At 70.3% G+C, this 13,125-nt stretch carries 10 protein-coding genes; 2 read left to right on the top strand and 8 right to left on the bottom strand.

Annotated features, from left to right (window positions below; genetic code table 11):
• Window positions 1-17: 17 nt before the first annotated feature.
• From ACODT0_RS31910 to ACODT0_RS31880, 7 genes are all read right to left on the bottom strand, one after another.
• Window positions 18-968 carry an ABC transporter permease gene (locus ACODT0_RS31910; protein ID WP_057596054.1) on the bottom strand — a complete coding sequence of 317 codons (951 nt, stop codon included), beginning with the start codon at window positions 966-968 and terminating at the stop codon, window positions 18-20.
• Between the two features lie 244 nt (window positions 969-1,212).
• Window positions 1,213-2,295, bottom strand: a complete 1,083-nt coding sequence (locus tag ACODT0_RS31905; RefSeq protein WP_093355354.1) for a tartrate dehydrogenase — start codon at window positions 2,293-2,295, stop codon at window positions 1,213-1,215.
• Window positions 2,296-2,768: 473 nt separating this feature from the next.
• Window positions 2,769-3,035 carry a hypothetical protein gene (locus ACODT0_RS31900; RefSeq protein WP_057593807.1) on the bottom strand — a complete coding sequence of 89 codons (267 nt, stop codon included), beginning with the start codon at window positions 3,033-3,035 and terminating at the stop codon, window positions 2,769-2,771.
• A 212-nt stretch (window positions 3,036-3,247) separates the two neighbouring features.
• A complete protein-coding gene (locus ACODT0_RS31895) occupies window positions 3,248-3,766 on the bottom strand; it encodes a hypothetical protein (protein ID WP_057593806.1) in 519 nt (172 codons plus the stop codon).
• Window positions 3,767-3,807: 41 nt separating this feature from the next.
• Complete coding sequence (locus ACODT0_RS31890; protein WP_057593804.1) at window positions 3,808-4,206, bottom strand: hypothetical protein; 399 nt, start codon at window positions 4,204-4,206, stop codon at window positions 3,808-3,810.
• A 206-nt stretch (window positions 4,207-4,412) separates the two neighbouring features.
• Window positions 4,413-6,980 (bottom strand): cyanophycin synthetase, encoded by a 2,568-nt coding sequence (gene cphA, locus ACODT0_RS31885; RefSeq protein ID WP_057593802.1) that lies wholly within the window; start codon window positions 6,978-6,980, stop codon window positions 4,413-4,415.
• Between the two features lie 69 nt (window positions 6,981-7,049).
• Window positions 7,050-9,287, bottom strand: coding sequence for a cyanophycin synthetase (locus ACODT0_RS31880; protein ID WP_489043111.1), 2,238 nt, complete (start codon window positions 9,285-9,287; stop codon window positions 7,050-7,052).
• Between the two features lie 139 nt (window positions 9,288-9,426).
• On the opposite strand from ACODT0_RS31880, the gene ACODT0_RS31875 reads away from it, so the two are divergent.
• Entirely contained in the window at window positions 9,427-11,706 is a 2,280-nt protein-coding gene (locus ACODT0_RS31875) for a cyanophycin metabolism-associated ABC transporter (protein ID WP_489043110.1), read from the top strand.
• Window positions 11,706-12,191, top strand: coding sequence for a cyanophycin metabolism-associated DUF1854 family protein (locus ACODT0_RS31870; RefSeq protein ID WP_057593814.1), 486 nt, complete (start codon window positions 11,706-11,708; stop codon window positions 12,189-12,191). The genes ACODT0_RS31875 and ACODT0_RS31870 overlap by 1 nt, the downstream gene beginning before the upstream one ends.
• Window positions 12,192-12,419: 228 nt before the next feature.
• Here the strand turns inward: ACODT0_RS31870 and ACODT0_RS31865 are convergent, their stop codons facing one another.
• The gene (locus ACODT0_RS31865) at window positions 12,420-13,124 is read right to left on the bottom strand and encodes a hypothetical protein (protein WP_489043109.1); all 705 of its coding nucleotides are present in this window, start codon (window positions 13,122-13,124) and stop codon (window positions 12,420-12,422) included.
• Window position 13,125: the final 1 nt, after the last annotated feature.

Raw genomic sequence — 13,125 nt, 5'->3', positions numbered from 1 at the left:
CACCGATGCAATGGCGCTCATATGTCGCTCGCCTTGATGCGCGGGTCGATGACGGCATAGAGCACGTCGACCACGAAGTTGACGATGACGACCATGGCCGCGAGCAGCATGACGCAGTTGCGCACGACGATGAGGTCGCGGTTGCTGATGGCCTGGAAGATCAGGCGGCCCAGGCCCGGCAGGTAGAACACGTTCTCCACCACGATGGTGCCGGCGAGCAGCTCGGAGAACTGCATGCCCATGACGGTGATGACGGGGATCAGGGCGTTGCGCAGCACGTGGGTCCAGAGCACGGCGCGCTGGGTGACGCCCTTGGCGCGTGCGGTGCGCACGAAGTCCTCGCGCATGACCTCGAGCACGGCCGAGCGGGTGATGCGCGCGAGGATGGCCGCCTGCACGACGGCCAGGGACAGGGCGGGCAGCAGGAGCGACTTCAAACCGGCGAAGACGCCTTCGCCCCAGCCGTCGAAGCCGCCGGCGGAGAACCACTGCAACTGCACGGAGAAGACGAGGATCAGCAGGATGGCGAACCAGAAGTTGGGGATGGCGATGCCGACCTGGGTGAGGCCCATGAGGCCGACGTCGCCGAGCTTGTTGTGGCGCGCGGCGGCGGTGACGCCCACGAGCAGGGCGAGCACGGTGGTGAAGGCCATGGCCAAGAGGGCCAGGGGGACGGTGAGTGCGAGGCGCTCGAGGATGAGGTCGAGCACGGGGGAGCTGTAGGCGTAGGAGTCGCCGAGGTCGCCGGTGAGAAGTCCGGCGATCCAGTGCCAGTAGCGGGTCCAGGCGGGTTGGTCGAGGCCGAGCTTGGTGGCCAGGGCGGCGACGGCTTCGGGGGCGGCGTCCGGGCCCATGAGCATCTGCGCGGCATTGCCGGGCAGGATCTCCAGGACCAGGAAGACGATGATGGAGGCGCCGATCAGCGTGCCGATCAGCGTGGCAAGGCGCTTGATTAGGAAGAGGCTCATCTCTGGGGGTTCATCGCTTTGCGTGGTGGTTTTTGTCCGGGGCGCGTGCACAGGACAGCGGGTACTTCCCTCCGCGAATGTCCCCCGGCCTTCGGCCTCCTCCTTGATTTCGCTGCGGGAAGCACCCACTGCCCTGTGCACGGGAGGCGCCGCGGTGGTGCCGGCGGTTCAACATCGGCGCGCGCCCGCCCCGACCCACGCACCTCATCCAAGGCGCGACGAACCGTACGGCAGGCGCGAGAACTCATGCCGAGATGCACTCGGCGATCGCACGCCCCACGTCGACGGTGTTGGCGGTGCCACCCATGTCGCGGGTGCGCGGGCCTTCGCTGAGCACGGTCTCGATGGCCGAGAGCACGGCGGCCGAGGCTTCGGCGTAGACCGGGTTGTCGCCGCCGAGGTGGTCGAGCATCAGCGCGGCCGACCAGATCTGGCCGATGGGGTTGGCGATGCCCTTGCCCGCGATGTCGGGGGCCGAGCCGTGCACGGGTTCGAACAGCGAGGGGAACTTGCGCTCGGGGTTGAGGTTGCCCGAGGGCGCGATGCCGATGGTGCCGGTGCAGGCCGGGCCCAGGTCCGACAGGATGTCGCCGAACAGGTTGGAGGCCACCACCACGTCGAACCAGTCGGGGTGCTGCACGAAGTGCGCGCACAGGATGTCGATGTGGTACTTGCTCGTCGCCACGTCGGGGTAGCGCTTCGCGATCTCGGCCAGGCGCTCGTCCCAGTAGGGCATCGTGATCGAGATCCCGTTGGACTTGGTCGCGGCCACCAGGTTCTTGCGCTTGCGGCGGCTGGCCAGCTGGAACGCGTAGTCGATGATCCGGTCCACGCCGGTGCGCGTGAACACCGCTTCCTGGATCGCCATCTCGCGCGGCGTGCCCTCGAACAGGCGGCCGCCGACCGAGGTGTATTCGCCCTCGGTGTTCTCGCGCACCACCAGGAAGTCGATGTCGCCGGGCTGGCGGTGCGCCAGCGGGCCGGGCACGCCGGGCATCAGGCGCACCGGGCGCAGGTTCACGTACTGGTCGAACTCGCGGCGGATCTTGATCAGGAGGCCCCACACGGCGATGTGGTCGGGCACCTTGTCGGGCGCGCCCACCGCGCCGAAGTAGATCGCGTCGTGGCCCTGGATCTTGTCGTCCCAGTCGGCCGGCATCATCAGGCCGGTGCGCACGTAGTGGTCCGAACCCCAGTCGAAATGGTCGAACGAGAAATCGATGCCGAAGCGGCGGCCCACGGCATCCAGCACGCGAAGGCCCTCGGGCATCACCTCGACGCCGATGCCGTCGCCGGGAATGACGGCGATCCTGTGTTTTGCTTGCATTTGATCCAGTACCCGGTTGATGAGGGAGGGCGCGGGGCGCCCGTCATGCGGGGCGCGCGCCTGCCGCGTCGGAGTCTAGGACTGGATCGGCGGGGCGGGATCGGGAATGGCACGTACGCCGGCTTGCCAATATTGGAAGGGGCCGAGGCCGGTCTTTCCAGGGAGGCTGCCGAAAGACCGGGCTCGTTTCAGCGATCGGTCTTCGAATATTTGGAAGGCTGGAGGCCGAATCGGCGACCGCTGGACATGGGCACGACACGCGCGCGTGCCAGCGCCGCGGCCGCCCGCGCTCCCGCCGCGCGCCCGCGCAAAGGCAGGCGCGTCGCGTGGCGCGGGTTCGGGAAGCGGAAGGGAAGCGGATCGGCCGGCTGCGACGGTGCAGCGGTCGCGTCGAACGCGAGGGGGAATCGGGGGAAGGGGAGAGGCGGGGAGCGGGAGCGAGGAAAACGAAAAAGGCGCGGGACCGTCGGATCTCAGTTGCTGCTGCTCTTGGTGTCGAGCTCGCTGACCTGCAGCGACAGATCGAACAGCTTGGACTTGCTGGCGTAGTAGCGGTCGAGGCGCCACTCCTTGAGGATGTCCATCGCCAGCTGGAAGCTCTTGTAGTCGAGGCTGTAGAGCGTGACGAGTTCGAAGCTGCGTTCGGATTCGAGGGCCAGCACGAGCTGGGCGAGGATCTTGGCCGATTCGTTGGCCGGGTCCGTTTCGATGAATCGGCGAGCGACCTTGATGGCATTCATGGGTGGAAAGTTTCTCGGTAAGGCAGGAGCCGAGAACTATAGCTAGCAGCCCCCAGGGCTTTTATGACAATTCTGTGACATTGCGGGGCATCGATTTGCAGTCCTGCAAGACCTCGCCAAGAGGGAAAACACCCGGATTTCGGGGCGTCGAGGCAGTTTTTCGCATGAAAAAGGCGCCCCGAAGGGCGCCTCGTGGCGGATGCCGATGGCGATCAGCGGATCGGCTGCGGTGCCGGGTAGGGCATCGGAGCGGCCGGATAGGCGGCCGGCGGCACCATCACGGGCTCGGGCGCGCGCATCACCGGCGCGGGCGGTGCCACCGGGTAGGGCGCGGGCGCAGGCATCACGACCGTGGTGACCGACTCGCGGATCACGCCGCCGCCCATCACGCTGCCGTCGACCGCGGCACGGGTGTTGCCCTCGCCACCGAGCACGCGGGCCTCGCAGTCGGCGCGATCTCCCGGCGGCTGCAGCGCGCAGCGTTGCAGCGCGTTGCGGCGGTAGTCGGGCGCGCTCGTGAGGCCGCCGCGCGCCGCTTCCTGGCGTGCCGCGCCGGCTTCGCGGATGCAGGCCGCGCGGTCCTGCTGGTTGTGGCCGCAGACGGCCAGCTCGCGTTCGTAGGTGGCGTCGCCACGGCGCGATTGCGCGCTGGCGGTGCCCGCGCTGGCCAGGGCGCCGAGCGCCACGAGGGCGGCGATGGCGCCGCGGGTGAAAAGAAGACGGTGGGTCATGGTGTGCTCCTCGAAATGAGCCGATGGAACGGGTGAAGGGTTCAGCGCGCCGGTGCCGGCTGCGCGGGCAGGGGCGTCACGGTCTCGCGGATCACGCCGCCGCCCATCACGCTGCCTTCGGTGGTGGTGCGGCCGGCGCCCGCGCTGCCGCGGATGCGCGCTTCGCAGTCGGCGCGATCGGCCACCGGCTGCTCGCGGCAGCGCGCGAGCGCGTTGGCGTCGTAGCCGCCGGGACTGGCGCTCGTCAGGCCGTTGCGGCCGGCCTCCTGCCGTGCCGCGCCGGCTTCGCGCAGGCAGGCCGCGCGGTCCTGCTGCACGCCGTCGCAGGTGGCGCGCTCCTTCTGCATGCGCGCGTCGGAACCGGGCGCCTGGGCATGGGCGCCGAGCGCGACCAGCCCGGCGGCGAGCGCGAGGATGCGAAGGGAGCGCAGCGGCCGCATCGGCCGGCGGGACGGGATCGTTCCCGCGTGAATCGTTGGGGTCATCGGGCCTCCTGGAAAGGACGCGACTTCCTCGAGAGCGAGGCAGTGCGCGACTGGAGGCCCAGTGTCCGGCCGCGCGGCGCGCGCGGCCTGTGGGACGGCACAGATTGCGGACCCGGCGGGACGCGCCCCCGCGTGTGGGACGAATCCCGCAGGCCGAGGGCTCAGCCCTCGGCGATGCGCTTCGCGAGGTGAGCGAGCGCTTCGTCGACCTGGTCGACCAGGATCAGCGAGAGGTCGCCGGGCTGCAGCCGGGCCAGCGCGGCGTCGATGGCGATGAATTCGCCGCGGATCTCGTCGATCTGGCGCGTGCGGGTCGCGCCCTGCAGGCCCTGGCGCAGCAGGCCCATCACCTCGCCGTCGGCGCGGCCGCGCTGGGCCGCATCCTGGTAGAGGATCACGTCGTCGAAGGCCTGGCCCAGGATCGCGGTCTGGTCGCGGATGTCGGAATCGCGCCGGTCGCCCGCGCCGCTGATGACCACCGAGCGCTTCTTCGCGGGCATGGTGTCCACGGCCGAGACCAGCGCGCGCATGGCGTCGGTGTTGTGGCCGTAGTCGGCGATCACGGTGGCGCCGCGGTAGTCCATCACGTTGAAGCGGCCGGGCACGCCGGCGGCGTCGTTGAGGAAGCTCGCGAGGCCGCTGCGGATGGTGTCCCAGTCCAGGCCCACGGCCCAGGCCGCGGCCACGGCGGCCATCACGTTGTCGACCTGGAAGCCGATGCTGCCGCCGCGCGTGATCGGCACGTCGCGCAGCGCGATGCGTTCGCGCCACGAGCCTTCGGCCGCCACCACCGTGTCCTGGTCGACGTAGACGGTGCGTTTGCCCTGCGCGCGGTGCGTGGCCATCACCGGATGCTGGCGGTCGGCCGCGAAGAAGATCACCTCGCCCGGGCAGTTGGTGGCCATCGCGGCGACGTTGGGGTCGGCCGCGTTGAGCACGGCGTAGCCGCCCGGCGCCACGTTGCGCACCACCACGCGCTTGAGCACCGCGAGGTCCTCGACGGTGGTGATGTAGTTCAGGCCCAGGTGGTCGCCGCTGCCGATGTTGGTGACCACGGCCACCGAGCAGCGGTCGAAGCCCAGGCCCTCGCGCAGCACGCCGCCGCGCGCGACCTCGAACACGGCCGCGTCCACGTCGGGATGCAGCAGCACGTTGCGCGCGCTCTTCGGGCCGCTGCAGTCGCCGCTGTCGGTCTGGCGGCCATCGACGTACACGCCGTCGGTGTTCGTCATGCCGGTGCGCAGGCCGCTGGAGGCGACGATGTGGTTGATCAGCCGCGTGGTGGTGGTCTTGCCGTTGGTGCCGGTGACCGCGATCACCGGGATGCGGCCGTCGTCGCCATGGGCGAACAGCGCATCGACCACCGCCTCGCCGACCGCGCGGCCGCGGCCGAACGAGGGCGAGATGTGCATGCGCAGGCCCGGTGCGGCATTGACCTCGACGATGCCGCCGTGCTGCTCTTCGAGCGGGCGCAGCACGCTCTCGCAGACCACGTCGACGCCGCAGATGTGCAGGCCGACCATCTGCGCCGCGTCGACCGCGCGCGCCGCCACCTCGGGGTGCACGGTGTCGGTCACGTCGGTGGCGGTGCCGCCGGTCGAGAGGTTGGCGTTGTTGCGCAGCACCACGCGCTGGCCCAGCGCGGGCACGCTCTCGGGCGTGAGGCCCTGCGCCTCGAGCCGGCCGACGGCGATGTCGTCGAGGCGGATCTTGGTCAGCGAGGTGGCATGGCCCTCGCCGCGGCGCGGATCGAGGTTGACCGTGTCGACCAGCTGGCGCACGGTGGCGCTGCCGTCGCCGATCACGTGCGGCGGATCACGGCGCGAGGCGGCCACCAGGCGGTCGCCCACCACCAGCAGGCGGAAGTCGAAGCCCGGCAGGAATTTCTCGACCATCACCTCGCCGTAGGCGTCGGCGGCCTTGTAGGCGGCGTCGAGCTGCTCGCGCGTCGTGATGTTGACGGTCACGCCCTTGCCCTGGTTGCCGTCCTGCGGCTTCACCACCACGGGCATGCCGATCTCCTGCGCGGCGGCCCAGGCGTCGTCCATGTCGGCCACCGGGCGGCCCAGCGGCACCGGCACGCCGGCGGCGTTGAGCAGCTGCTTGGTGAGCTCCTTGTCCTGCGCGATCGACTCGGCCACGCCACTGGTGCTGTCGACCTCGGCGGCCTGGATGCGGCGCTGCTTCGAGCCCCAGCCGAACTGCACCAGGCTGCCGGTGGTGAGGCGGCGGTAGGGGATGCCGCGCGCGACGGCGGCATCGACGATGGAGCCGGTGCTCGGGCCCAGGCGTTCCGATTCGTCGAGGTCGCGCAGCTCGGTGATGGCGGCGGTGGCATCGAAGGCGGTGCCGTTCTGCGCCGCGGCGATCAGCGCCTCGGCCAGCTCGAGCGCGCGGCGGCCCACGGCCTCCTCGGTGTATTGCACGACCACCTGGTAGACGCCTTCTTCCAGCGTGGGCGAGGTGTGGCCGAAGTTGACCGCGCAGCCGGCCTGGGCCTGCAGCGCCACGGCCGCGTTCTCCAGCACGTGGGCCAGCGCCAGCGGCTGGCCCAGCACCATCGGGTGCAGCTCGCCGATGGTCGGGAAGGCCGCGCGCAGGCGGTCCTCGAAGCCGGCCAGCCGGCCGATGGCGTTCTCGTCGCCTTCGCAGGCAACGACCGCCTCGATGGCGGTGTGGCGGCTCCAGAGGTTGGGGCCGCGAAGGGCGCGGGTGCGGGTGACTTTCATGGGGCGGCGCGGTTCTTCAGGGGGTATCGGCGGGTGCCCCCGCGCGGATGCGCGGAGGAACCGGGTGGATCAGGCGAGCTGGAGCTGGGGCGAGGGCTGGCTCTGCGAGAGCTGCAGCGAGGCCAGTGCCGCCTGCAGGTCGGCCTCGAAGGCCTCGATGCCCGCGCCGATGAGGTTGAGCGGAATGCCCAGCGCCCAGGCCGCGGCCACGGCGGCCAGCAGGCTCTCGAGGCTGACGCCGGCATGGGTGGCGCGCCACACGGTGAGGCGGCCCAGGCCCGGCAGGAAGGACTCGCTGGTGCCGTTGGCCAGCACCACGCGGTCCTGGCGGATCAGCACCGCCTTGCCGCCGGCGGCCTGGTGGGCCGTCAGCGACGCGGCCTGCGCGTCCACGCTGTAGAGGATCACGGCGCCGTCGCACAGCGGCGCCAGGCCGGCCACGCGTTCGTCGTCGGCATTGAGCACCGCGGTGCCCTCGGGCAGCACCACGTCGACCTGGGTGCGCAGCACCTTGACCATGTGGTCGCTCTCGCGGATGTCGAAGTCGCCCAGCTGCTCGAAGCCGCCGAGGTCGGTCACGATGCCGACCTCGCAGCGGTCGTAGGGCAGGCCGTCCTGCAGGATGGTGCGCGCGCCGTTCTCGATCACCACGGCCTGCACCTGGCGGTTCATCAGCAGGCGGTGGCCGGCTTCCCAGTTGGCGCTGTCGCGCGCGTCGACGCGGCGGCGCTCGAGGAACAGGCCGTCGCGGCAGGCCAGGCCGGTGTGGCGGCCGCCGAGGCCGACCAGCCAGGCCACCAGGCGGGCGATCACCGCGTTGTCGCGCGAACCGGCCACGCCCACCACGGGGATGCGGCCTTGCGAGTCGTCGGGGAACAGGTGGTCGCAGATCGCGCGGCCCACCGGGCGCGGCGAACCGACGGCCGGCTTCAGGTGCATCAGCAGGCCGGGGCCGGCGTTGACTTCGACGATGGCGCCGCCCTGCGGGCCGAGCGGCCTGGAGATGTCCTCGCACACCAGGTCGATGCCCGCGATGTCCAGGCCGACCACGCGCGCGGCCAGCTCGACCATGTGCGCGACCTCGGGATGGACGCTGTCGGTGCAGTCGATCGCGACGTTGCCGTTGCGCTGGATCAGCACGCGGCGGCCGGCTTCGGGCACCGATTCGGGCTCCAGGCCCTGGCGGCGCAGGTCCGACAGGATCGCGCCGTCGCGCGCGCCCAGGAAGGACAGCGGGAAGTCTTCCGTGTCGCCGCGGCGCGGGTCGCTGTTGATCTGCAGGTCGATGAGCTCGCTGCAGTTCGACTTGCCGTCGCCCGTGACCCAGACGGTCTCGCCGCGCGCGGCCGCCACCATGCGGCCGCCGACCACCAGCACGCGGTGCTCCTCGCCGCGGATGTAGCGCTCGACCAGCACTTCGCTGCCGTGGCGCTCGGCCACGGAGAAGGCGGCCTCGATGTCCTCGCGCTTGGTCAGGTCCAGGATCACGCCGCGGCCGTGGTTGCCGTCGGAGGGCTTGACCACCACCGGCACGCCCATGTCCTCGGCCACTTCCCAGGCCTCGGCCGGGCTGGCGACCGCCTGGCCGCCGGGCACCGGGATGCCGCAGCCCGCGAGCAGCGACTTGGTCAGCACCTTGTCGCTGGCGATCGATTCGCCGATGGCGCTGGTGTAGTCGGTCTCGGCGGTCCAGATGCGCTGCTGGTTGGCGCCGTAGCCCATCTGGACCAGGTTGCCGCTGTTCAGGCGCATGTAGGGGATGTCGCGGTCGATCGCGGCATTCACGATCGCCTCGGTGCTCGGGCCGAGGTAGCAGTCGTCGACCTTCGACTTGATCGCCTCGATCGCGGCCTGCACGTCGGCCGGGCCGATGGGGTCGTCGTTGATCGCGGCCATCATGATGCGGTGGCCCTCGGCCAGCGCCACCCGCGCCACCTGCTCGTCACGCGAGCGGAACACCATGCGGTAGGTGCCCGAGACCGAGGTCTCGCGGGTCTGGCCGAAACCGGTGGCCATGCCGGCCAGGTTCAAGAGCTCGATCACCACGTGCTCGAGCACGTGGCCCGACCAGGTGCCTTCGCGCAGCCGCTGGATGAAGCCGCCGCGCTCGCCGACGCCGCAGTGGTGCTCGATCAGCGCCGGCAGCAGGGTCGTCAGCCGGTCGCCGAAGCCTTCGATCTTGTTGGAGGGGAATTCCTCGAGCCGGCCGAGGTCCAGCCAGACTTCGAGCACCGGGCGGTAGGTCCAGATGCTCGGGCCGCGCAAATAGTTGATGCGCAGCAGGCGAATGTCGTCGAAACGGGTCATGCAAACGTTCGATGTGCTTTGGCCGAGCACCGCGGCGCCTTCAAGCGCGCCCATGGCGATCGGTCAGAATCGGCGCCCCGCGAAGGGCGTCATGGCGCGGTCCCAACGGGCCGCGACGGGCAAGAGTCAAAGAAACACAATGCAACATCACGATCCAGTCGGCACCCAGGAGGGCGAAAACGAAGCGGTTTCAGAGGCTCTGAAAAGCCGGCTCGCAGTCGCGGAAAACGTTCTGGCAACACTGTCGGTTGACCTCGATGAAGAACTTCGTTTCGGTTTTGGCCTGGTGGCGCTCACAGATCGCCGGCTGCTGGCGCTGGAGCCCGGCGGCAAAGGCGTGTGGCGTGAGTGGTCGCTCGCCGACCCGGCGCTCGAACTGCAGTTGAGCGACCAGTCCGGGGTCGGCCTGCTCGATCTCGTCGACGGGCGCGGGCGGCTGGTGCGCTGGCGCTACACCCTGGCCCAGCAGGTCGCCGCGCTGCGCCTGCTGCGGCTGTTCGGCCAGCGCGCCAACGCGGCGGGTGTCGCGCGCGCGACACCAGAGGCCGACGGCGACGAGGTCGACACCGAGCTCCAGACCCCGCCCTCGACCTGGGTGCTGCTGCGGCTGGGCCGCTTCGCCCGGCCCTACCGCAAGCAGCTGATCGCCGGCTTCTTCCTCACCGTGCTGTCCACGGCCGCCACCCTGGTGCCGCCCTACCTCACGATCCCGCTGATGGACGACATCCTGATCCCGTTCCAGAACGGGCAGAAGATCGATCCGATGCGCGTGGGCCTCTACCTGAGCGGGCTGCTCGGCGCGGCGCTGGTCGGCTGGGGCCTGGGCTGGGCGCGTACCTACCTGCTGGCGCTGGTGTCCGAGCGCATCGGCGCCGACCTGCGCACCACCACCTACGAGCACCTGCTCACGTTGCCGCTCGACTACTTCGGCGGCAAGCGCACCGGCGACCTGATGGCGCGCATCGGCTCCGAAACCGACCGCATCAACGTTTTCCTCTCGTTGCACGCGCTCGATTTCGCCAACGACGTGCTGATGATCGTCATGACGGCGGCGATCCTGATCTCGATCAATCCGCTGCTGGCCGTGGTCACGCTGGTGCCGCTGCCCTTCATCGCCTGGATGATCCACGTGGTGCGCGACCGGCTGCGCACCGGCTTCGAGAAGATCGACCGCGTCTGGTCCGAGGTCACCAACGTGCTGGCCGACACCATCCCCGGCATCCGCGTGGTCAAGGCCTTCGCGCAGGAGCGCCGCGAGGCCGAGCGCTTCCGCGCCGCCAATGCCTACAACCTGCAGGTCAACGACAAGCTCAACCGCACCTGGTCGGTGTTCACGCCCACGGTGTCGCTGCTGACCGAGATCGGCCTGCTGGTGGTCTGGGCCTTCGGCATCTGGCAGGTGGCGCGCGGCAGCATCACGGTGGGCGTGCTGACCGCCTTCATCGCCTACATCGGCCGCTTCTACACGCGCATGGACTCGATGAGCCGCATCGTCTCGGTGACGCAGAAGGCCGCGGCCGGCGCCAAGCGCATCTTCGACATCCTCGACCACGTGAGCAACGTGCCCGAACCCGCGAACCCGGTGAAGGTGGAGCGGGTGCAGGGCGCGATCGCGATGCGCGGGCTGGGCTTCCGCTACGGCTCGCGCGCCGTCATCCACGACCTCGACCTGCGCATCGAGCCCGGCGAGATGATCGGCCTGGTGGGCCACAGCGGCTCGGGCAAGAGCACGCTGGTCAACCTGATCTGCCGCTTCTACGACGCCACCGAGGGTGCGATCGAGGTCGACGGCACCGACATCCGCCGCTTCGCCGTGGCCGACTACCGGCGCCACGTCGGGCTGGTGCTGCAGGAGCCCTTCCTGTTCTTCGGCACCATCGCGCAGAACATCGCCTACGGCAAGCCCGACGCCACGCGCGAGGAGATCGTGGCCGCGGCGCGCGCCGCCCATGCGCACGACTTCATCCTGCGCCTGCCGCACGGCTACGACTCGCTGGTGGGCGAGCGCGGCCAGGGCCTGTCGGGCGGCGAGCGCCAGCGCATCAGCATCGCGCGCGCGCTCTTGATCGACCCGCGCATCCTGATCCTCGACGAGGCCACCTCGGCGGTCGACACCGAGACCGAGAAGGAGATCCAGAAGGCGCTCGACAACCTCGTGCAGGGCCGCACCACGATCGCGATCGCGCACCGGCTCTCGACCCTGCGCAAGGCCGACCGCCTGGTGGTGATGGACCGCGGCGAGATCGTCGAGGTCGGCCCGCACGACGCACTCATGGCGAAGCAGGGCGCCTACTGGCGTCTCTACCAGGCGCAGCTGCGTCAGGGCGACGACGACGCCAGCGAAGGCGCGGCCAACGAGCGCGTGGGCGCGCAGGGCATCCCGGTGAGCCATGCGGCGCATCCGGCGGGAGAGGCATGATGGAAACGACGACGATCACCCCGCCCGACTTCGGGCTCGAGCGCGATGCCTTCGGCCGGCTGGTGCTGACCGATGCGCAGGGCCAGCGGCACGTGGGCATTTCCGCGGTGCGGGCCTTTCCGCTCAGCGCGCCGGGCGAGGGCATCTCGCTGGTCGGCGGCGAGGGCCGCGAACTGGTGTGGATCGACCGCGTCGATCAGCTGCCGTCCGCGGCGCGCGCGCTGCTCGAGGAAGAACTCGCGGTGCGCGACTTCGCGCCCACGCTGCTCAAGCTGCACGCCGTGTCGAGCTTCGGCGTGCCCAGCACCTGGACCGTGAGCACCGACCGCGGCGACACCCGCTTCGTGCTCAAGGCCGAGGAGGACATCCGCCGGCTCGAGCATGGCGCGCTGCTGATCGCGAGCGCGCATGGGGTGCAGTTCCGCATTGCCGACGTGAAGGCGCTCGACCGGGGGTCTAGAAAGTTGCTGGAGCGCTTTCTCTGAATTCGGGAACCGGACGCAGAGGACGCGAAGGTTTCGCGAAGGACGCGAAAGAACAGCCTTGAAGGTGTGGGTCGCGCTCGTGCGCAAGCACTGCCCCGTAGCGAGACCGAAAGTGCCGCAGCGTTAGCCCAGCAGCAGCCCACTTCATTGGGTATTCCTTTCGCGTCCTTCGCGAAACCTTCGCGTCCTCTGCGTCCGGCTGCCCGATCCCGCTTTCCAGCCGACCCTTCAGTCCAGCAAATCCGAATAGTCGCCGCGCTCGTAGGCCTCGACCGCCTGCCAGGGCAGTGTCTTCGGCGCCGCGATCGGCATGGCGGTCATCGTGTTGAGCGAGGTGCCGTGCGCGTTGCGCTGCTCGATCCTGCGCGCATAGCGGCCGGCCACGTCCCAGTCGATGCGCACCGTGCTCTCGCCCTGCTGCTGCTCGTAGCGCTGCACGCCCGGGCCCGCGGCGCCCAGGGACTTCATGCGCGGCAGCACCGCCGGGTCGACCAGCCAGTAGGCAGGCGCCCACGAGCCGCCGTAGCCGACGTTGCCGTAGTTGGCCGCGTCGACCTCGATCAGCTTGCGCTGCGCGCGCAGCACCATGCCGACCTCCACCTTGCCGCTGGCATCGCGGCGCAGCCACAGCGGCGCGGCCGTGTTGTCGGCATGCGCATGGCCGATGTGCACCTTGGCGTCGCGGGCCTCGTGCTCGTGGTCGGCGCGCAGCGCGGCCGGCAGCTCGCGTTCGATCCACACCGTGCCGGCGCGGCGGAACATGCGGTCGGCGTAGCGGCTCTCGCGCTGCACGCCGTCCTTGCCGATCGACAGCACGTGGTGCTGGATGCGCAGGTTCTGGTCGGGTGCCTGGGCGTCGCCCGCGGCACCCGCCGCCAGCGGGACGGCCGCGAGGACCGTTGCAGCCAGCAACGCCTGGAGCTTCGCGGCCACC

This window comes from Variovorax sp. FG153, from assembly GCF_057809595.1.
This window is presented reverse-complemented; position numbering and strand designations above follow the sequence as displayed.